We start from the raw sequence: 21,489 nt of genomic DNA, 5'->3' as shown, positions 1-21,489 counted from the left end.
AGGTACGATTAAATGCTACATATTGAGAACATTTGTATTGCTTTTGGGACGGAGGTTCTTGTTTCCGGTTTTAATATGAAATTGGAAAGGGGAGAAACTGCCTGTATTGTAGGACAATCTGGTTGTGGAAAGACTTCGTTGCTGAATGCGATAATGGGTTTTGTTCCGTTGAAAGAAGGGATAATCAGGATAGGAGGAATGGTACTGGATAGATCGACTATTGATACAGTCAGGCGGCAGATTGCATGGATTCCCCAGGAATTGGCATTGCCTTTTGAATGGGTGAAAGAGATGGTAGCTCTCCCGTTCGGACTGAAAGTGAACCGTTCTGTCCCTTTTTCGGAAGAAAGGCTTTTTGCCTGTTTTGATGAATTGGGACTGGAACATGAATTATATACCAAGAGAGTGAATGAAGTGTCGGGCGGTCAGCGTCAACGCATCATGCTCGCCGTAGCCGCTATGCTCAATAAACCTCTGATTATTATAGACGAACCGACTTCTGCTTTGGATGCCGATTCGACCGGTAGGGTCTTGTCTTTTTTCCGGCGACAGGCGGAAAAGGGAACAGCAGTGCTGGCTGTATCGCATGATAAGGACTTTGCTTCGGGTTGTCATTATTTAATAGAATTGTAACGATTGGAGAGAACGCTAACACGAATCGGATAGAATTGTTAAGAATACACTGTGGGAACGATTGATATATCATATTATAATCTTTTTATAGGCTTGCTTCTGCTTGCCATCCCGTTCTTTTATCTTTGGAAGTTTAAAACGGGACTACTGAAACCTGCCCTGATTGGTACAATACGGATGATTATCCAACTGTTCTTTATCGGCATGTATCTGAAATATCTCTTTTTGTGGAACAATCCCTGGATTAACTTCCTTTGGGTGATAATTATGATATTCGTAGCCGGACAGACAGCACTGGTGCGTACCCAGTTGAAACGTCGTATCTTATTAATCCCTATTACGGTAGGATTTCTTTGTAGTGTTGTACTGGTAGGCTTGTACTTTATCGGTATTGTTCTTCAATTGGACAATATATTTAGCGCCCAATACTTTATTCCGATATTCGGTATCCTGATGGGTAATATGCTTTCGAGCAATGTGATAGCTTTGAATACGTATTATAGCGGATTAAAACGTGAGCAACAGTTGTACCGTTATTTACTGGGGAACGGAGCAACAAGGCAGGAAGCGCAGGCTCCATTTATCCGACAGGCCATTATTAAATCCTTCAGTCCGCTGATTGCGAACATTTCCGTGATGGGATTGGTTGCTCTTCCCGGCACAATGATCGGACAAATCCTGGGAGGAAGCAGTCCGAATGTTGCCATCAAGTATCAGATGATGATTATGGTGATTACTTTTACGGCATCTATGCTGTCGCTGATGATAACTATTTCATTGGCTTCACGCCGATCTTTTGACGCATACGGGAAATTATTAGAGGTAACCAAAGAACCCCGAAAATGACAGTTACCGATCAGATATTCCGTAAAGTGGCTGAAATTTCTATTCCGCATTTTTTTATAACAGTGGAGTTTTCGGCATCCGGCACTGAAATGCCGGAACATATCGAATCGTTCCTGAGGGAAAAGCACAAAGCAATTCTTCGTGGAGCCAGCGGGCGTAAATTTATCTATAAAGAAGGAGAGTGGCGGCTTATTTTCACTTTCTTTCCTACCGACAGGGTGGTAGACGAGCGGTATGCGCTGAAAAACAAAGTACAGATGAAAAGCGAAAGATAGACGCTAAGACAACGGGTTATCTTTGCTTTTAGCTCCGGTTGTGAGCACATTGATTACTTGCCTTTCAACATTCCCCATAAGCAGCGAAGCTGCACGAATTGTTCTCCGGGTTGCACATACCCGCCTTCAAACATCTTTTCCGACACTTTAAATTTGGAAAGATGATGGCGTATGTACGTCTCTACAGCCGGAGATTGTTTTTTGACGAATGACATCAAATCGACCTTTCCATCTTCACGAATAAGAACATGGGCTTTGATGGTACGAAAGCCGTACTCTTTGCAGTGTTTGGTTTCTGCTTTATCAATCCAGAAGATAGCAGTAGCTTTGACCGTATCTGCCGTGCAATCTTCGGCATTGTCAATTTCTGTAGACTCGGTTACAGCCGTTTCCGTATTATCACTCTTTTTGAGTTGACAGGAGGTCGTCACAACTATCAGCAACAGTAGAGTCAGAATTGTTTTCATCGTATTTATTATTTAGTGGAAGTAAAAATACAGATTTTCAATAAATAACGGAAGTTTTACGCAGAATTTTATAATTAGTTTTTATTCCGACATTGATTTTTATCCATATTTGTCCGATGAAAATAGGCAAAAGGCAAAAAGAATATACACTCTCTTTGCCTTTTGCCTATTGATAAAACTGAAAAATGAAATCAATTGTTTAATCTGAAACTGATGTAGATATAGTTAGGGTTTAGCGGAAATCTTTCAGTTCTTCCTGTAATTTCTGGCGTGTGAAGAAGATACGGCTCTTTACAGTGCCCAACGGAAGATTCAGTTTTTCTGCAATTTCGCGGTATTTGAATCCGGAAACGTGCATGGCGAACGGAACTCTGTATTCTTTCGGAAGAGCATTGACTACGCGGTGCATCTCTTTCAGGTCGTATGTCTTTTCCGTACTTTCAAACCCTGCATCTTGCGGTAAATTAAGATGGTAGAGATTGTCCGTATGGTCAATAAATGTCTGGTCACGAACTACCTTGCGATAGTTATTGATAAAGATATTGCGCATGATGGTATACATCCATCCTTTGAAATTTGTATCAGGTGTATATTTTTCTTCGTTATCTAATGCTTTTAATGAGGTTTCCTGCAGCAAATCGTTCGCTTCTTCGCGGTCTGTTGTCAGTTTGTATGCGAAACGTAGTAGTTCTTCCTGAACGCCTACCAAGTCTTTTCTGAAGCTTAAACTTTTCATATGTGTTGTTTTTAAAATGTGAGTATTCGTTGTTAAAATTTTGATGTTGCAAGTTTAAGGTATTTTGTCGATCCCGCTGGGGGAGAATCCGACGGAATTTAGGGGAATTTCTATCATCGGATAGTTTTTAGGTCTTATTTGATAGTTTTCGGGTGGTGTTTGATATCTTTTTACGGTGGTCTCAAGAAAACGGATAACGATAAATTCTCTAAAAAACGATCGTTTAGTATGATTATTCCTTTTTTATTTATTATATTTGCAACCAAATTTTCTACAAATAATGAAAATTAAGCAAATAGTAAGCGCCCTTGAACGATTCGCGCCTCTGCCATTGCAAGACGGCTTTGATAATGCCGGCCTGCAAATCGGATTGACAGAAGCGGAAGCAACAGGGGCTTTGTTGTGTCTTGACGTTACTGAAGCTGTGTTGGATGAAGCGATCGCGTTGGGTTACAATCTCGTCATATCTCATCATCCGCTGATTTTTAAAGGATATAAATCCATTACGGGCAAGGATTATGTGGAACGCTGTATATTGAAAGCAATAAAGAATGATATTGTGATCTATTCGGCGCATACCAATCTGGATAATGCACAAGGTGGAGTCAATTATAAGATAGCCGAAAAAATCGGATTGAAGAATTTGAAAGTGCTTGAGCCGAAAGAGAATAACTTGGTTAAGTTGGTGACGTTTGTCCCTTACGCACAAGCTGACGCGGTACGCGAAGCACTGTTTGCTGCCGGATGCGGAAATATAGGCGACTATGATTCATGCAGTTACAATCTGAAAGGAGAGGGAACTTTCCGGGCAAAAGAGGGAACGCATCCTTTTTGTGGAACAATCGGAGAACTGCACCACGAAGAGGAGGTGAGGATTGAAACGATTCTTCCTTCCTTTAAAAAGGCGGAAACCATCAAGGCTTTATTGGCTGCCCATCCTTATGAGGAACCGGCATTCGACATTTATCCGTTATTGAACGACTGGTCGCAGGCGGGATCGGGAATTGTCGGTGAACTGGATGAATCGGAGACAGAACTCGAATTTTTGAAACGCATCAAGAAGACATTCGAAGTGGGATGTTTGCGTCACAACAAGCTGAAAGGAAGAGAGATACAGAAAGTGGCATTGTGCGGCGGTGCAGGTGCATTTTTGCTTCCACAGGCAATCCGGTCGGGAGCGGATGTTTTTATTACCGGCGAAATTAAATATCATGATTATTTCGGTCACGAAGAAGATATTCTGATGGCGGAGATTGGTCATTACGAAAGCGAACAATATACAAAAGAAATTTTTTATTCCATAATCCGGGATTTATTTCCTAATTTTGCACTCCAATTGAGTAAAATAAATACGAATCCCATAAAATATTTATAAGTAAAATGGCTAGAGAAGCAAAAAAAGATCCGAATGAGTTGACGGTAGAACAGAAACTGAAGACACTGTTCCAACTGCAAACGATGTTGTCTAAGATTGATGAAATCAAGACATTGAGAGGTGAACTTCCGTTGGAAGTGCAAGACCTTGAAGATGAAATTGCCGGTTTGAGTACCCGTATCGACAAGATCAAAGCTGAAGTGGATGAACTGAAATCTGCTATTGCCGGCAAGAGAGTAGAAATCGAAACAGCAAAGGCTTCAGTAGAAAAATATAAGTCACAACAAGACAATGTTCGCAACAACCGTGAATATGACTTCTTGACAAAGGAAATCGAATTCCAGACATTGGAGATCGAACTTTGCGAAAAGAGAATCAAAGAATATTCTGCTGATAAAGAAGAAAAAGAGGCTGAAGTGACAAAGAACGATCAGATTCTTAACGAAAGGATGAAAGACCTGGAGCAGAAAAAGAGCGAACTGGATGAAATTATCTCTGAAACCAAACAGGAAGAAGAGAAATTGAGAGACAAAGCTAAAGACTTGGAAACTAAGATTGAACCACGTCTGTTGCAGTCTTTCAAACGTATCCGCAAGAACTCTCGTAACGGATTGGGTATTGTGTATGTACAACGTGACGCATGTGGTGGTTGCTTTAACAAGATTCCGCCCCAGAGACAGCTGGATATCCGCTCTCGTAAGAAAGTAATCGTTTGCGAATACTGCGGACGTATTATGATTGACCCGGAATTGGCTGGTGTGCAAATCGAACACAAGGTGGAAGAAGCTCCGGCAACTACTACCAAAAGAGCTATCAGAAGAAAAACTGCTGAATAAAGAAAGCAGTGAAGTAGTAAGTAAAGTTACTATTTTGATATATAAAGTAAGCCCTGCAGCAATGCGGGGCTTTTTTTGTTTTAGTAAGTGCCCGTATAAAGGGAAATCGAATACTTCAAAATAATATTGCGTCGCGTGGGAGTTTTACTCCAATTTTACTCCGGTAAACAAACTTACCCTTTAGTTGTTATCTTTTCATTTCATAAAAACCTGAACTGATATGAGTATACGAGTGTGGGGCACATCGCTCCTTATGTTTCTTTCAACTGTAACTGCGGTTGGACAGACTGCAAACCGTTATTTGAAAGCTCCGCTCCCTAACGATTGGGAAGAGAGCGGGGAAGTGTTTCAACAGATACTTCCGGTGGATGACCATTGGTGGAAGTCATTCCAAGACGCCAAACTGGACTCTTTGATAGCTCTGGCAGTAGATCGTAATTATTCCGTTGCAATGGCAATCAACCGTATAGCCGCTGCCCGTGCCAATCTTTGGATAGAACGTAGTAATTTCTTTCCTTCCATCGGACTGAATGCAGGGTGGACCCGTCAGGAAACAAGTGGAAATACCAGTTCGCTGCCTCAAACAACGGATCATTATTATGATGCTTCGTTAAGTATGAGTTGGGAGCTGGATATCTTTGGCAGTATCCGCAAGCGGGTAAAAGCACAGAAAGAGAATTTTGCCGCCAGTAAGGAAGAGTACACAGGTGTTATGGTTTCGTTGGCTGCGGAGGTAGCCTCGGCCTATATCAATCTAAGGGAATTGCAACAAGAACTTGAGGTGGTGAAGAAAAACAGTGCTTCGCAGGAGGAAGTTTTGAAAATCACGGAAGTACGCTATAATACCGGACTTGTTGCCAAGCTCGATGTGGCACAGGCTAAGTCTGTGTTGTATAATACGAAAGCCTCCATTCCTCAACTGGAAGCGGGTATCAATCAGTATATAACGACATTGGCCGTTTTATTGGGAATGTATCCGCAGGATATTCGTCCGGTTCTCGAATCCGGCGGAACACTGCCCGATTACATGGAACCGATCGGAGTGGGGCTACCTGTCGATTTGTTATTGAGACGGCCTGATGTACGAGGTGCGGAATTGAGCGTGAATGCACAAGCGGCATTGCTGGGAGCCTCAAAAGCGGATTGGTTGCCGAAAGTTTTCTTGAAAGGATCATTTGGATATGCCGCCCGTGATTTGAAGGATCTCACCAAAAGTAAAAGTATGACTTATGAAATCGCTCCGTCATTGAGCTGGACTATTTTCAACGGAGGACAGTTGGTGAACGCAACCCGACTGGCAAAAGCGCAACTGGATGAAGCGATCAATCAGTTTAACCAGACGGTTTTGACTGCCGTACAGGAGACTGACAACGCTATGAATGGCTATCGGAATTCAATCAAACAGATTGTAGCCCTGCGGGAAGTGCGTAATCAAGGGATTGAGACATTGAAACTTTCACTGGAATTGTACAAGCAGGGGCTCTCGCCTTTCCAAAACGTACTCGATGCGCAACGTTCTCTGTTATCTTACGAGAATCAGCTGGTACAGGCACAAGGGAGTTCACTTTTGCAACTAATAGCCCTCTACAAGGCTTTGGGAGGCGGTTGGAGAGAATAAAAAAATCAATCAAAAAATATATAACCTAACAGATATGAAAAAACTGATGTATATCTTTCTTGCACTGCCTATATTGACAGGTTGTAAGGAGAAGAAAAGTACAGGAGCGATGGGAGGTATGCCAACTCCGGAAATTAGCGTGACCAAACCCATAGTGGAGGATATTACTTTGACGAAAGATTACCCGGGCTATCTGACAACTGAAAAAACGGTGAATCTTGTGGCCCGAGTGAACGGAACCTTGCAGTCTACCTCGTATGTTCCTGGCGGACGAGTGAAACAGGGACAACTGCTGTTTGTCATTGAACCTACTTTGTATAAAGACAAGGTGGAGCAGGCAGAAGCAGAACTGAAAACCGCCCAGGCTCAACTGGAATATGCCCGTAATAATTATAGCCGTATGAAAGAGGCTGTAAAGAGTGATGCTGTCAGTCAGATACAGGTGCTTCAGGCTGAATCGTCTGTGGCAGAAGGGGTTGCAGCTGTCAGCAATGCGGAAGCTGCTTTGAGTACCGCCCGTACAAACTTGGGATATTGTTATGTTCGTGCGCCGTTTGATGGCACTATCAGTAAGGCGACGGTGGATGTAGGAAGTTATGTCGGCGGCTCGTTGCAGCCGGTTACATTGGCTACTATTTATAAGGATAATCAGATGTATGCTTACTTCAATGTAGCTGATAATCAATGGTTGACGATGGCTATGGATAACCAACAATTACCTGCCAATCTTCCGCAGAAAATAATGGTTCAACTGGGAAAGGAGGGAACTGAAACTTATCCGGCTGCCCTCGACTATCTTTCACCCAATGTAGATTTGAATACAGGAACGCTGACGGTTCGTGCCAATTTTGATAATCCGAAAGGGATATTGAAGAGTGGGTTGTATGTAAGCATTACTTTACCTTATGGAGAAGCTAAAAATGCGGTGCTGGTGAAAGAAGGTTCTATCGGGACCGATCAGTTGGGCAAATATTTATATGTTGTAAATGATTCGAATATAGTTCATTACCGGCATATTGAAATAGGGCAGTTGGTCGACGGCACTTTACGGCAGGTAGTGGGAGGACTTTCTCCGCAAGAACAGTATGTCACAGAGGCTTTGATGAAAGTCAGAGACGGAATGAAGATAAAGCCTCTTCCTGATTCTCTTCCCAAGAGAGAAAAGTAAAGTCCTTTGCTAACTGATTGACTAACAGATGAAATCAATAAAGGCGATGTACTTAAAACCGATTAATTAACAAAGGTAACTTCTTGCTCCCTCTCTTTGGGAGAAGGCTGTGGAGAGGCTGCTTTTAAACCTATATATTATGTTTTCTAAGTTTTTTATCAACCGACCGATATTTGCTACTGTCCTTGCCCTGCTTATTGTAGTAGCCGGTCTGGTCACACTCAATATATTGCCTGTGGCGCAATTTCCGGAGATCACGCCGCCAACGGTGCAGGTCTCTGCCGTTTATCCCGGGGCAAATGCTGAAACTGTTGCCCAAACAGTGGGTATTCCTATCGAACAGCAGGTGAATGGTGTAGATGGTATGCTTTATATGTCTTCCAATTCTTCCTCTTCGGGAGCGTATTCTCTGACCATTACATTCGCTGTCGGTACGGACATCGATATGGCAACTGTGCAGGTACAAAACAGGGTAAGTATCGCGCAATCATCACTGCCGGAACCGGTAGTTGTGCAAGGAGTCACTGTGCAGAAACAGTCTTCAAACATTGTGATGTTCCTGACAATGACTTCGCAGGATTCTGTATACAATAGCCTGTATCTGACTAATTATGCCAAACTGAATTTAGTAGACCAGCTGACACGTGTGCCCGGAGTGGGTGCTGTGAATGTTATGGGAGCTGGGGACTATTCAATGCGCATCTGGCTCGATCCGGAGGCTATGCGTATACGGGATATTTCACCGCAACAGGTTTATCAGTCTATCCAGTCGCAGAATGTGGAAGTATCTGCCGGATATATCGGTCAACCCATCGGGCAGGATAATAATAATGCTTTTCAGTATACATTGAATGTCCAGGGACGATTGAAATCTCCAGAACAGTTCGGCGATATTATTATCCGCCGCGAACAGAACGGAGCGATGCTTCGCCTGAAGGATATTGCACGCATCGACTTGGGTTCTGCGTCATATAGCGTAGTGTCACGATTGAATGGAAAACCTACGGCTGCCATTGCTATTTACCAGCAACCGGGTTCCAATTCGCTGGATGTATCCAAAGGAGTGAAGGCCAAAATGGAGGAATTGGCGGCAAGTTTCCCGAAAGGAGTTTCGTATAATGTCACTTTGGATACAACCGATGTGATCCATGCTTCTATTGATGAAGTGATGGTCACATTCTTTGAAACGACTTTGCTGGTGATTCTCGTTATTTTCCTGTTCCTGCAGAATTGGAGGGCTGTGATTATTCCTTGTATTACCATCCCGGTATCGTTGATTGGTACATTTGCCGTGATGGCGGCATTTGGTTTTTCTATCAATACATTGACGTTGTTCGGGCTGATTCTGGCAGTTGCCATTGTGGTGGATGACGCGATAGTGGTGGTGGAGAATGCTTCGAGGTTACTGGAAACCGGGCAGTACTCCCCCCGCGAAGCGGTGACGAAAGCGATGGGAGAGATTACAGGCCCGATTGTCGGGGTAGTGCTTGTATTGCTGGCTGTGTTTATTCCTACGATGATGATTAGCGGAATTTCAGGGCAGTTGTATAAGCAGTTTGCATTGACCATTGCTGCTTCTACCGTGTTGAGCGGTTTCAATTCGTTGACATTGACCCCTGCACTCTGTGCGTTGTTTCTTGAAAAGAGCAAACCTTCTAACTTCTTTATATACAAAGGTTTCAATAAGGCATACGACAAGACGCAAGGAGTGTATGACAAGATTGTCAAATGGTTGCTTCAACGTCCCGGAATGGCTCTTGTTTCCTACGGTGTCTTGACTGTTATTGCTGTATTGCTCTTTATGCATTGGCCGTCTACTTTCATTCCGGACGAGGATGACGGATATTTTATTGCTGTTGTTCAACTTCCGCCTGCAGCCAGCCTTGAACGTACGCAGGCAGTGGGAGATAAGGTTAATGCAATTCTGGATTCTTATCCGGAAGTGAAGAATTATATTGGCATTTCCGGCTTCTCGATAATGGGTGGCGGCGAGCAGAGCAACTCGGCAACTTATTTTGTGGTACTGAAAAACTGGGATGAAAGGAAAGGGAAGGAGCATACGGCTGCTGCCGTAGTCAACCGTTTTAATGGTGAAGCGTATATGACTATTCAGGCTGCGGAAGTATTTGCGATGGTTCCTCCGGCTATTCCGGGACTGGGTGCTTCCGGCGGTTTGCAACTTCAGTTGGAAGACCGGCGTAACCTGGGGCCGACGGAAATGCAACAAGCTATCAATGCGTTGCTTGCTTCTTATCATTCTAAACCGGCTTTAGGATCTGTGTCCAGTCAGTATCAGGCAAATGTTCCGCAGTATTTCTTGAATATTGATCGTGATAAAGTGCAGTTTATGGGGATTGCCTTGAATGATGTGTTCTCTACATTGGGCTATTATATGGGAGCGGCTTATGTGAATGATTTTGTTGAATTCGGACGTATCTATCAAGTGAAGATTGAGGCACGGGATCAGGCACAGCGCGTGATTGATGATGTCTTGAAACTAAGTGTGCCGAATACGGCAGGAGAGATGGTACCTTTTTCTTCTTTCACCAAAGTGGAGGAACAGTTAGGACAGGATCAAATAAACCGTTATAATATGTATTCGACTGCTTCTCTGACTTGTAATGTTGCTCCGGGAAGTAGCACCGGGCAGGCCATACAGGAAGTGGAAGCATTATTTAAGGAACAGCTGGGAGATGAGTTTGGATATGAATGGACTTCTGTGGCTTATCAGGAAACACAGGCAGGAAATACAACTACTATTGTACTCGTGATGGCTCTAATTGTTGCTTTCCTGGTACTTGCTGCACAGTATGAGAGTTGGACCAGCCCGGTGGCAGCCGTTATCGGATTGCCGGTCGCATTATTGGGTGCTATGATTGGCTGTCTGATTATGGGAACTCCGGTCAGTATTTATACGCAAATCGGTATCATTCTGCTTGTTGCGCTTTCGGCAAAGAACGGTATTTTGATTGTGGAATTTGCCCGTGATTTCCGTGCCGAAGGTAATTCGATTCGGGAAGCTGCTTTTGAAGCGGGACATGTCCGCTTGCGTCCGATCCTGATGACATCTTTTGCTTTTGTACTAGGAGTAATGCCGTTGTTGTTCGCTACCGGCGCAGGTGCGCAAAGTCGTATAGCATTGGGAGCCGCTGTTGTGTTCGGTATGGCTATGAATACTTTATTGGCTACTATTTATATTCCTAATTTTTACGAATTGATGCAGAAATTGCAAGAGCGATTCAGTAAAAAGAAAGCAGATGATGGTGGCGGGAAAGATGCTGCAACGCAGAAGTAAAAAGCTGTTTGAAGACTGTCTGGAAGGGTCGTTGGTATAGTGACGCTATCTGTTCGGGATAGCGTCACCATAGTAGGCAAATAGCGTCACTATCTTGAGGGGATAGTGACGCTATTTTATTCTTGTCGGTAAGGCTGTTTTTTTAAGGCGAAAACAGCGGATTATTTTATAAAGAATGGTAATCAGGAATATCCTGGAGGAACGTATAGCTCTGATGTTCATAATCCATACGGCAGCAATAATGTTGCATTCCGTTGCTGACAATCAGGTAATCTACTTTCAGTACCATATTATATCGGGTGATCTGATCGAAAACAGCTTGCGTTATTTCAATGTGTGGTGCTTTATATTCTACAATCATCCGGGCTGATAAATCCCTCCGGTAAAGTACTGTATCGCATCGTTTGGTAGTACCGTTCAACTTCACCATTACTTCATTGGCAAGAAGGGTAGTCGGATATCCTTTGTGTGCAATAAGAAAGTGAACAAAGTGTTGCCGTACCCATTCTTCAGGGGTAAGGGCGACATATCGTTTACGAATAACGTCGAAAATTACATTTTTTCCGTTTCGTACGTTTATTTTAGTGTCGAATACTGGTAGGTTTAACGATAACATTTATTATTTTTGTAAGTTAAATAATGGTTCCCATTATTGGGAGCACAAATTTAATAGATAATTATGAAAACAAAAGAAGAAATCGTAGCTAATTGGCTGCCGCGTTACACAAAACGTAACCTGGAGGATTTTGGAGAGTATATTCTGTTGACTAACTTCAACAAGTACGTCGAGATTTTCGCAAATCAGTTTAATGTTCCTATTTTAGGAAGGGACGCAAATATGATTTCTGCTTCTGCCGAAGGTATCACAATGATTAACTTCGGTATGGGAAGTCCCAACGCTGCTATCATCATGGACTTGCTGGGTGCTATTCGCCCCAAAGCATGTTTATTCCTCGGAAAATGTGGTGGTATCGACAAGAAAAACCAGCTTGGTGACTTGATTCTTCCTATTGCGGCTATCCGTGGGGAGGGAACTTCCAATGATTATTTTCCTCCCGAGGTTCCTGCGTTGCCTGCATTTATGTTGCAGCGTGCCGTTTCTTCATCCATTCGTGACAAAGGCCGCGACTATTGGACCGGTACTGTATATACCACTAACCGTCGTATTTGGGAACATGATGATGCGTTCAAAGAATATCTGACAAAGACACGGGCTATGGCAGTCGATATGGAAACTGCAACTCTGTTTAGTTGTGGCTTTGCCAATCATATTCCTACCGGTGCATTATTATTGGTATCTGATCAGCCAATGACTCCCGATGGAGTGAAAACGGATAAAAGCGATAATTTGGTGACCAGAAATTATGTAGAAGAGCATGTTGAAATTGGCATTGCTTCTCTGCGTATGATTATTGATGAAAAGAAAACTGTTAAACACTTGAAATTCGACTGGTAATCCGGTCTTTCTGAAAAAATATATATGGCAAAACAAGAATTGACCTGTGATGACATCCTCAAGGAATTGAGAGCAAAGCAGTATCGCCCTGTCTATTACCTGATGGGAGAAGAGTCGTATTATATCGACTTGATTGCAGATTACATAACAGATAATGTGTTGAGTGAAACGGAAAAAGAATTCAACCTGACTGTTGTGTATGGTGCTGACGTGGATGTGGCAACGATTATAAATGCCGCAAAGCGTTATCCCATGATGTCAGAACATCAAGTAGTAGTCGTTAAGGAAGCACAGGCCGTGCGTAATATGGAGGAGTTGTCATATTATCTTCAAAAGCCTTTACTTTCCACTATCTTAGTGATATGCCATAAGCATGGAACTTTGGATCGTAGAAAGAAGTTAGCTGCCGAGGTGGAAAAAACAGGTGTATTGTTTGAGTCTAAAAAAATCAAAGATGCGCAACTTCCCGGTTTTATCGCTTCATATATGAAACGAAAAGGGGTTGATGTGGAACCGAAGGCAACTTCTATGCTTGCTGATTTTGTAGGCTCGGATTTAAGTCGTCTGACCGGAGAACTTGAAAAGCTGATTATCACTTTACCTGCTGGACAAAAACGTGTTACTCCTGAACAGATAGAAAAGAATATCGGCATAAGCAAAGACTATAATAACTTTGAATTGCGCAGTGCTTTAGTGGAAAAGGATATATTGAAAGCGAACAAAATAATAAAATATTTTGAGGAAAATCCGAAAACAAATCCAATCCAAATGACGCTGTCTCTATTATTTAGCTTTTACTCCAACTTGATGTTGACTTATTATGCGCCGGATAAATCAGAGCAAGGAATTGCAAACATGCTAGGATTAAGAACTCCATGGCAGGCTCGGGATTATATGGCGGCAATGCGAAAATATAGTGGAGTAAAGACGATGCAAATTGTTGGAGAAATACGATATGCTGATGCAAAATCTAAAGGAGTCCAAAACAGTTCTATGACAGATGGGGATATTCTTCGCGAGCTGGTGTTTAAAATTTTGCATTAAGTCGAATTAAGAATTACATATATCATCAGACATATACTTTTACCATAGATAGAAATGGGGAGTATATGTCTTTTTTATATTCCCGCAATTATACTTATCTCAAAAAGTCCTCTCACTATTTTCTGTGATTATTTTTACAAATAAATTTAGTTATTTCATCGTTTTATAGAGTTACTGTTTGGCTAATCACACAAACAGTTTTTTAATTTTATATTGCCCTATCTTTTCAGAAAATACATTTTCATTAAATCTAAAGCTTGAATTTTTTAACGAGAAAAGTTTACTGATCCTTGAGTTTTATCAAAAAAGCATTTTAGATTTTGATGCTACCATTTTATAGTGAGAATGGAGATTTTCTCTTTTTCTAAAGTTGCCCATTAATGTCATTTTGATAGTTCAGACTATATTGGATTGTTACAGCATGATTTTTTTCTAGTTTAATAGAAATATAGATTCACTTTATTGGGATTAAACTATTGTATATCATTTGTTTATACAAAAAATAAGCCTTCTAGAATCGAAAAAAAATAAATATCTGGAGATTGGTACAGAAATATCGCAAGGATTTGCTTTTTAGAGAAAATTGTAAAGGATGATTAGACAAAAATAGTAATATACATTGGTAAAGTATGGGTTGATTCCTTCCTTTTATTGCTTTTGCAACTATCGATATTTACTTTTGTATATTTAGCATGTTACCAATGTGTAATATAGGAATGTGAATTCAATACAAATGTGATCCAAAAGAGTTCTTCACAATAGTGTATTTACGCGTTTACAATATTAATATTACATATACAAATGTAGTTGTATGACAATTAACAAATAAGAAATATCTACTTATTTAGTTGTAGTTCAGTGTGATATGCGTTGTTATGTCAATTTATACTATAAAGGTTTCTTTTAGGTGGTATGTATATTTGTGAATAACTCTATTTGGCTTGTATGTACACCAGTTATATATCTATATATCTGCATTTTATATATAATTATTCAACTAAAGATATATCTTTGTATTTACTGTTTTTGTTTGATATACAAACGTAATATTCGATTTGTATAGAGCAGTGTATTTTTGTGATATTAATATTTTTATATTTGTAATTTGCTTTTGTGAATCTAAATATTTACCTTTGTATAATCAATGATGTAATATGTATTTTTGTGAATTAGGTGCATAACACATACAATTGTAATAAAAAGAAGGTAGTATGGAAATAAAAGACAGAATCAGAATGATAATGGAGAGAGAAAAAGTTCCTCCTAGAGTTTTTGCTGAAACAATCGGAGTACAACAATCTACTCTCTCTCATATTTTAAATGATCGGAATAAACCCAGTTTAGAGGTCGTAATGAAGGTTCATCAAAAGTATGACTATGTAAATCTTGAATGGTTGCTTTATGGAAAGGGCGAAATGATGGTATCTGAAGAAGAGACATCTTTTTCTTCTTCTAATAGCGATTATCTGCCTTCTTTATTCGACGAGAATCTCATAAATTCGTCCAAAGAGTCGGCTATTCCGGAAAATCGCAAGGAAATGCCATTAAGAAACGCTGAAAATGCCCCTAAAGAGATTGTAAAACAAGAGATTAGGTATATAGAAAAGCCTGCCAGGAAAATCACAGAAATAAGAATATTTTTCGATGATAATACCTATGAGACGTTTAGGCCTGAAAAATAAAGAGTAAAATCGGTGGTTTGAGCAATTTCCTGTATCTTTGCACCCGGAATACGAATTTATACTTTTATATCCATACATGAAGAAATTTATTTTAGATCTGACAGTGACCGAGAATATCAGATTGAATGCAAACTATGTATTGCTAAAATTGACGTCTCAGTCATTACTGCCCGAAATGTTACCTGGGCAGTTTGCAGAAATCCGGGTGGACGGTTCGCCTACTACATTCTTGCGTCGTCCTATTTCTATTAATTTTGTAGATAAACAGCGAAATGAGGTCTGGTTTCTGATCCAGCTGGTTGGTGATGGAACAAGACGTCTGGCAGAGGCTAATTCTGGTGATACAATTAATGTGGTGCTTCCGCTGGGAAATGCATACACAATGCCTCAAGAGGCTTCTGATAAGCTCTTATTAGTTGGTGGAGGTGTCGGAACAGCTCCCATGTTGTATTTAGGTGAACAATTGGCTAAAAAAGGCCACAAACCTACGTTCTTGTTAGGTGCCCGTAGCGACAAAGATTTGTTGCAGCTGGAAGAGTTTGCCAAATATGGAGAGGTGTATACTACTACGGAGGATGGTAGCCATGGCGAAAAAGGATACGTAACTCAACATTCTATATTAAATAAGGTACGATTTGAGCAGATTTACACTTGTGGTCCTAAACCAATGATGGTGGCTGTGGCAAAATATGCCAAAAGTAATCAGATAGAATGTGAAGTTTCTTTGGAAAATACAATGGCTTGTGGTATCGGAGCATGCTTGTGCTGTGTGGAAAATACGACAGAAGGTCACTTGTGTGTATGTAAAGAAGGTCCTGTTTTTAATATAAATAAACTACTATGGCAGATTTGAGTGTAAACATTGGTGAATTACAAATGAAGAACCCGGTAATGACGGCATCCGGTACATTTGGATATGGTGAAGAGTTCTCTGATTTTATTGATATAACGCGAATAGGTGGTATTATTGTAAAAGGGACGACTCTTCACAAACGTGAAGGGAATCCTTATCCGCGTATGGCAGAGACTCCTTCTGGGATGTTAAACGCTGTAGGACTGCAAAATAAAGGTGTTGACTACTTCGTAGAGCATATATATCCCCGTATAAAAGACATTCAAACGAATATGATTGTAAACGTTTCGGGGTCTGCTATCGAAGATTATGTGAAAACGGCTGAAATCATTAACGAACTTGACAAAATTCCTGCTATAGAACTAAACATCTCTTGTCCCAATGTGAAGCAAGGAGGTATGGCTTTTGGTGTGTCAGCAAAAGGGGCATCAGAAGTAGTGAAAGCAGTGCGTTCTGCTTACAAAAAGACACTTATCGTAAAACTCTCCCCAAACGTTACGGATATCACCGAAATAGCTCGCGCAGCAGAAGAAAGTGGTGCAGATAGCGTGTCATTAATCAATACATTGCTGGGTATGGCGATTGATGCGGAACGTAAACGCCCTATTTTATCAACGATAACAGGAGGAATGTCGGGAGCGGCCGTAAAACCTATTGCATTGCGTATGGTATGGCAAGTTGCTAAGGCGGTAAATATTCCTGTCATTGGTTTAGGAGGTATTATGGACTGGAGAGATGCTGTCGAATTCATGCTTGCAGGTGCGACAGCTATCCAGATTGGTACGGCAAATTTCATAGATCCTGCTGTTACTATTAAAGTGGAAGATGGTATAAATAATTACCTGGAAAGACACGGATGTAAGTCTGTAAAGGAAATTATTGGTGCGCTTGAGGTGTAATTGGGAACATACAATAACCATTCGCGCTAAGTCTGCGAGAAAAATGCTATTTTTCTTTTGAATAAAGGAAGAATAAGCAGGCTGGAAACAGCGGATGAAAAATAAGTCTGTGTTTAACGATTAGCTATCAGTAAGATCTTTATAAACTGAAGGCAAAATAAAAACGACGGTGAGGATTTACATATTCTTCACCGTCGTTTTTATTTACACTTTATTTTATTCTCCCAATAAGTCGGGACGAAGTTTTCTGGTACGTTCCAAGGATTGTTGCAGTTCCCATTCTTTGATTTTTGCTTCATGGCCGGATAAGAGAATATCGGGAACTTTCCATCCTTTATAATCCGCAGGTCGTGTATATACAGGTGCTGCCAGCAAATTATCCTGGAAAGAATCGGAAAGTGCGGACTGTTCATCAGAAATGACTCCGGGGATGATACGTACGATGGCGTCCGCCATCACCGCTGCTGCTAGTTCTCCTCCTGTTAATACGTAATCTCCAATGCTGATTTCTTTAGTAATCAGGTGTTCGCGGATGCGGTAATCGATACCTTTGAAATGTCCGCAAAGAATAATGAGATTCTGTGCCAACGAGAGGCTGTTGGCCATCGGCTGGTTGAACTGTTCTCCGTCAGGGGTCGTGAAAATAACTTCATCGTAGTCGCGTTCTGCCTTCAGAGCATTGATGCAACGCTCAATGGGTTCTATTTTCATAACCATTCCGGCAAACCCTCCAAAAGGATAATCATCGACACGGCGATATTTATCTTCGGTATAATCACGCAGATTGTGAATATGTATCTCTGCAAGTCCTTTATCTTGAGCTCGTTTCATGATAGAACAATTGAAGAATCCTTCAATCATTTCGGGTAAAACTGTTATAATATCAATGCGCATAATCTTTTAATTTTTCGCAAAAGTACAAATATTCAAAGATAAACATGTATTTTTGCCTTAAACAATCGAAGAAATATGGATATAAAGGAAAAAATAGAGGAATTGCGTGCCGAACTTCACCGGCATAATTATAATTATTATGTGTTGAATGCTCCTGAAATCTCGGATAAAGAGTTTGACGACAAGATGCGTGAACTTCAGGATTTGGAACAGGCACATCCGGAATATAAAGATGAAAATTCGCCTACGATGCGTGTAGGTAGCGATTTAAACAAGAATTTCACGCAAGTGGCTCATAAATATCCTATGTTGTCACTGGCAAATACATATTCGGAAGCGGAAGTGACGGACTTCTACGACCGTGTCCGTAAGGCATTAAATGAGGATTTCGAGATTTGTTGTGAAATGAAATATGACGGTACTTCTATTTCGCTGACTTATGAAGATGGGAAGTTGGTTCGTGCCGTCACCCGTGGTGATGGAGAAAAGGGGGATGATGTGACGGATAATGTGAAAACGATCCGTTCTATTCCGCTTGTATTGCATGGTGATAATTATCCTGCCTCTTTTGAGATACGTGGAGAAATTCTTATGCCATGGGAAGTGTTTGAAGAGTTGAATCGAGAGAAAGAAGCGCGTGAAGAGCCGCTTTTTGCCAATCCGAGAAATGCGGCTTCCGGCACATTGAAGTTGCAGAATTCTTCTATTGTGGCTTCCCGCAAACTGGATGCTTATTTGTATTATTTGCTGGGGGATAACCTGCCTTGTGACGGACATTATGAAAATCTTCAGGAAGCGGCAAAATGGGGCTTTAAAATCTCTGATTTGACACGTAAGTGCCAGACATTAGAGGAGGTTTTTGAATTTATCAATTATTGGGATGTAGAGCGTAAAAATCTGCCGGTTGCCACAGATGGGATTGTTTTAAAGGTGAACAGTTTGAGGCAGCAGAAGAATTTGGGATTTACGGCTAAATCTCCTCGATGGGCTATTGCTTATAAATTCCAGGCAGAACGTGCGTTGACCCGTTTGAATAAGGTGACTTATCAGGTAGGAAGAACCGGAGCTGTCACACCGGTAGCTAATCTGGATCCTGTGCAGCTTTCAGGAACGGTTGTAAAACGTGCGTCCTTGCACAATGCGGATATTATCGAGGGGCTTGATTTGCATATTGGAGACATGGTTTATGTAGAAAAAGGTGGTGAAATTATTCCTAAGATTACAGGGGTTGATAAAGATGCACGTAGTTTTATGCTTGGTGAGAAGGTTCGGTTCATCGTTAATTGTCCCGAATGTGGCAGTAAATTAGTCAGGTATGAAGGAGAAGCTGCTCATTATTGCCCGAATGAAACAGCGTGTCCTCCTCAAATCAAAGGCAAAATAGAGCATTTTATTAGTCGAAAGGCTATGAATATTGATGGATTAGGGCCGGAAACGGTGGATATGTTCTATCGCTTGGGATTAATTGAAAATACGGCCGACTTGTATAAACTTACAGCTAATGATATCAAAGGTTTGGATCGTATGGGTGAAAAATCGGCAGAGAATATCGTAACGGGAATTGCGCAAAGTAAAACAGTTCCTTTCGAGCGTGTAATCTTTGCTTTAGGAATCCGCTTTGTTGGTGAGACTGTGGCTAAAAAGATTGCGAAGTCGTTTGAGAATATCGATGATTTACAGCAGGCAGATCTTGAAAAATTGGTAAGTATCGATGAAATCGGAGAAAAAATAGCTCAAAGTATACTTGCTTATTTTGCTAATGAGTCTAATCGTGAGTTGGTTAACAGGCTAAAGGAGGCTGGACTGCAACTTTATCGTACAGAGGAAGATTTGAGTGGATACACTGATAAGTTGGCAGGACAGTCTATTGTTATCAGCGGCGTGTTTATCCATCACTCGCGTGACGAATATAAGGAACTTATCGAGAAAAACGGAGGAAAAAATGTTGGAAGCATTTCCGCGAAAACGAGTTTTATCCTGGCTGGAGATAATATGGGACCTGCAAAGCTCGAAAAAGCAAAAAAACTTGGAATAACCATATTAAGCGAAGACGAATTTCTGAAACTTATATCGTAAGATAAGAAAAATATTCGTACTTTTGCGGCTAAATAAATTAGAGATTATAATTAAAACTCATGATACAGACTAAATTGAAAGGAATGGGGGTAGCACTGATTACTCCTTTCAAAGAGGATGAGAGCGTTGACTATGACGCGTTGATGCGTATGGTGGACTATCTATTGCAGAATAATGCGGATTTCTTGTGTGTGCTGGGAACTACAGCTGAAACACCGACTCTGACCGAGGAAGAAAAGAAAACCATAAAAAAGATGGTAATTGACCGCGTTAACGGAAGAATTCCTATTCTGTTGGGTGTAGGTGGTAATAATACTCGCGCTATTGTAGAAACATTGAAAAACGATGATTTTACAGGGGTTGATGCGATATTGTCTGTGGTGCCATATTATAATAAACCTTCTCAAGAAGGTATTTATCAGCATTATAAAGCGATTGCGGAAGCTACGGAGCTCCCCATCGTATTGTATAATGTTCCGGGACGTACGGGAGTAAATATGACTGCTGAAACTACGTTACGGATTGCCCGTGATTTCAATAACGTAGTTGCTATTAAAGAAGCATCCGGCAATATCACGCAAATGGATGATATTATTAAAAATAAACCGGAAAACTTTAATGTAATCTCTGGAGATGATGGTATTACCTTTCCTCTCATAACATTAGGTGCTGTTGGTGTGATTTCGGTGATTGGTAATGCTTTTCCTCGTGAATTTAGTCGCATGACACGTTTGGCGCTTCAAGGAGACTTTGCCAATGCGTTGACTATTCATCATCGGTTTACGGAATTATTTAACTTGCTATTTGTCGATGGAAATCCGGCAGGCGTAAAATCAATGTTAAATGCGATGGGTATGATCGAGAACAAGCTTCGTTTGCCGCTGGTTCCCACTCGTATTACTACATTTGAGGCAATACGTAAGGTTTTGAATGAATTGAATATTAAATGCTGAAAAAAAGATGGGCTTTTGACTAGTTCATAATAAACATCGAAGTGTTTAAAATAAATATCCCAATGATTAAAATCAATCATTGGGATATTTATTTTAAATCAGCCTATGATTTTTTTATTTTTATTCTCTCCTTCATCTTTCTTCTGAATAGCCTATGAATAAGGAATCTAGAGATGAAGGAGCTTCTTAAAAGCTGTTGTTTGTTGTGGTGGATTATATTTTGCGTTATTTTCTAAGCTTGCGTAGATGATATAGGTTGTTTTTGTTCTGTAAAGCGGCGCTTTAGACATAGAAAAGCATGGCTTTAGCCTATCAAAAGCTATGCTTTGGCTCAGTTGTAATTCTTGGGGGATTAAGTTTAGTCAATTCCCTTCATGCATATA

General features: G+C 40.9%; 19 protein-coding genes. 15 read left to right on the top strand and 4 right to left on the bottom strand.

The annotated features are described in order from the left end of the window. The first annotated feature begins 12 nt into the window (after nucleotides 1-12). Genes KTR06_RS19445 through KTR06_RS19435 form a run of 3 tightly spaced genes read left to right on the top strand, consistent with a single transcriptional unit; the run spans nucleotide 13 to nucleotide 1,754 of the window. Nucleotides 13-633, top strand: a complete 621-nt coding sequence (locus tag KTR06_RS19445; protein ID WP_151935463.1) for an ATP-binding cassette domain-containing protein — start codon at nucleotides 13-15, stop codon at nucleotides 631-633. A gap of 51 nt (nucleotides 634-684) precedes the next feature. Then, on the top strand, nucleotides 685-1,479 hold the full coding sequence (locus KTR06_RS19440) for an ABC transporter permease (protein ID WP_118407553.1): 795 nt from the start codon (nucleotides 685-687) through the stop codon (nucleotides 1,477-1,479). Then, entirely contained in the window at nucleotides 1,476-1,754 is a 279-nt protein-coding gene (locus KTR06_RS19435) for a hypothetical protein (RefSeq protein ID WP_217290719.1), read from the top strand. The genes KTR06_RS19440 and KTR06_RS19435 overlap by 4 nt, the downstream gene beginning before the upstream one ends. Before the next feature lie 53 nt (nucleotides 1,755-1,807). On the opposite strand, the gene KTR06_RS19430 is transcribed toward KTR06_RS19435, so the two are convergent. Together KTR06_RS19430 and KTR06_RS19425 are read right to left on the bottom strand one after the other, a co-directional pair. Then, on the bottom strand, nucleotides 1,808-2,221 hold the full coding sequence (locus tag KTR06_RS19430) for a DUF4891 domain-containing protein (protein WP_117685100.1): 414 nt from the start codon (nucleotides 2,219-2,221) through the stop codon (nucleotides 1,808-1,810). Nucleotides 2,222-2,453: 232 nt separating this feature from the next. Further along, a complete protein-coding gene (locus KTR06_RS19425; protein ID WP_004312907.1) occupies nucleotides 2,454-2,957 on the bottom strand; it encodes an RNA polymerase sigma factor in 504 nt (167 codons plus the stop codon). A gap of 280 nt (nucleotides 2,958-3,237) precedes the next feature. Here KTR06_RS19425 and KTR06_RS19420 point away from each other — a divergent pair, with 280 nt between their 5' ends. From KTR06_RS19420 to KTR06_RS19400, 5 genes are all read left to right on the top strand, one after another. After that, the gene (locus KTR06_RS19420; RefSeq protein ID WP_008022379.1) at nucleotides 3,238-4,332 is read left to right on the top strand and encodes a Nif3-like dinuclear metal center hexameric protein; all 1,095 of its coding nucleotides are present in this window, start codon (nucleotides 3,238-3,240) and stop codon (nucleotides 4,330-4,332) included. A gap of 5 nt (nucleotides 4,333-4,337) precedes the next feature. Further along, nucleotides 4,338-5,168 carry a zinc ribbon domain-containing protein gene (locus KTR06_RS19415; RefSeq protein WP_004312909.1) on the top strand — a complete coding sequence of 277 codons (831 nt, stop codon included), beginning with the start codon at nucleotides 4,338-4,340 and terminating at the stop codon, nucleotides 5,166-5,168. Nucleotides 5,169-5,388: 220 nt separating this feature from the next. Beyond that, nucleotides 5,389-6,786 (top strand): efflux transporter outer membrane subunit, encoded by a 1,398-nt coding sequence (locus KTR06_RS19410; RefSeq protein WP_049702819.1) that lies wholly within the window; start codon nucleotides 5,389-5,391, stop codon nucleotides 6,784-6,786. 34 nt (nucleotides 6,787-6,820) lie between these two features. Then, the gene (locus KTR06_RS19405; protein WP_032811761.1) at nucleotides 6,821-7,954 is read left to right on the top strand and encodes an efflux RND transporter periplasmic adaptor subunit; all 1,134 of its coding nucleotides are present in this window, start codon (nucleotides 6,821-6,823) and stop codon (nucleotides 7,952-7,954) included. Nucleotides 7,955-8,093: 139 nt separating this feature from the next. After that, entirely contained in the window at nucleotides 8,094-11,249 is a 3,156-nt protein-coding gene (locus tag KTR06_RS19400) for an efflux RND transporter permease subunit (protein ID WP_217290718.1), read from the top strand. Between the two features lie 166 nt (nucleotides 11,250-11,415). Here KTR06_RS19400 and KTR06_RS19395 read toward each other — a convergent pair whose 3' ends face one another. Further along, on the bottom strand, nucleotides 11,416-11,865 hold the full coding sequence (locus KTR06_RS19395) for a type I restriction enzyme HsdR N-terminal domain-containing protein (protein ID WP_008022371.1): 450 nt from the start codon (nucleotides 11,863-11,865) through the stop codon (nucleotides 11,416-11,418). A gap of 63 nt (nucleotides 11,866-11,928) precedes the next feature. On the opposite strand from KTR06_RS19395, the gene KTR06_RS19390 reads away from it, so the two are divergent. The 5 genes from KTR06_RS19390 to KTR06_RS19370 all read left to right on the top strand — a co-directional run bounded on the left by KTR06_RS19390 (nucleotide 11,929) and on the right by KTR06_RS19370 (nucleotide 17,183). Further along, nucleotides 11,929-12,705, top strand: coding sequence for an AMP nucleosidase (locus tag KTR06_RS19390; protein ID WP_004312914.1), 777 nt, complete (start codon nucleotides 11,929-11,931; stop codon nucleotides 12,703-12,705). 24 nt (nucleotides 12,706-12,729) lie between these two features. After that, the gene (gene holA / locus KTR06_RS19385; RefSeq protein WP_008022370.1) at nucleotides 12,730-13,749 is read left to right on the top strand and encodes a DNA polymerase III subunit delta; all 1,020 of its coding nucleotides are present in this window, start codon (nucleotides 12,730-12,732) and stop codon (nucleotides 13,747-13,749) included. Between the two features lie 1,211 nt (nucleotides 13,750-14,960). Then, nucleotides 14,961-15,431 (top strand): helix-turn-helix domain-containing protein, encoded by a 471-nt coding sequence (locus KTR06_RS19380; protein WP_120069755.1) that lies wholly within the window; start codon nucleotides 14,961-14,963, stop codon nucleotides 15,429-15,431. 76 nt (nucleotides 15,432-15,507) lie between these two features. After that, complete coding sequence (locus KTR06_RS19375) at nucleotides 15,508-16,284, top strand: dihydroorotate dehydrogenase electron transfer subunit (RefSeq protein ID WP_004312917.1); 777 nt, start codon at nucleotides 15,508-15,510, stop codon at nucleotides 16,282-16,284. Further along, complete coding sequence (locus KTR06_RS19370) at nucleotides 16,272-17,183, top strand: dihydroorotate dehydrogenase (protein WP_004312918.1); 912 nt, start codon at nucleotides 16,272-16,274, stop codon at nucleotides 17,181-17,183. Before KTR06_RS19375 ends, KTR06_RS19370 begins: the two co-directional genes overlap by 13 nt. Before the next feature lie 216 nt (nucleotides 17,184-17,399). Here KTR06_RS19370 and trmD read toward each other — a convergent pair whose 3' ends face one another. Beyond that, nucleotides 17,400-18,077 carry a tRNA (guanosine(37)-N1)-methyltransferase TrmD gene (gene trmD, locus KTR06_RS19365; protein ID WP_004312919.1) on the bottom strand — a complete coding sequence of 226 codons (678 nt, stop codon included), beginning with the start codon at nucleotides 18,075-18,077 and terminating at the stop codon, nucleotides 17,400-17,402. A gap of 75 nt (nucleotides 18,078-18,152) precedes the next feature. Between trmD and ligA the strand changes: the two genes are divergently transcribed. Continuing rightward, on the top strand, nucleotides 18,153-20,153 hold the full coding sequence (gene ligA / locus KTR06_RS19360; RefSeq protein ID WP_120069759.1) for an NAD-dependent DNA ligase LigA: 2,001 nt from the start codon (nucleotides 18,153-18,155) through the stop codon (nucleotides 20,151-20,153). 59 nt (nucleotides 20,154-20,212) lie between these two features. Continuing rightward, a complete protein-coding gene (gene dapA, locus KTR06_RS19355) occupies nucleotides 20,213-21,106 on the top strand; it encodes a 4-hydroxy-tetrahydrodipicolinate synthase (protein WP_004312921.1) in 894 nt (297 codons plus the stop codon). Nucleotides 21,107-21,489 lie beyond the last annotated feature (383 nt).

This window comes from Bacteroides sp. MSK.20.12 (genome assembly GCF_019052435.1).
In the GTDB taxonomy this organism is placed as follows: domain Bacteria; phylum Bacteroidota; class Bacteroidia; order Bacteroidales; family Bacteroidaceae; genus Bacteroides; species Bacteroides xylanisolvens.
This window is presented reverse-complemented; position numbering and strand designations above follow the sequence as displayed.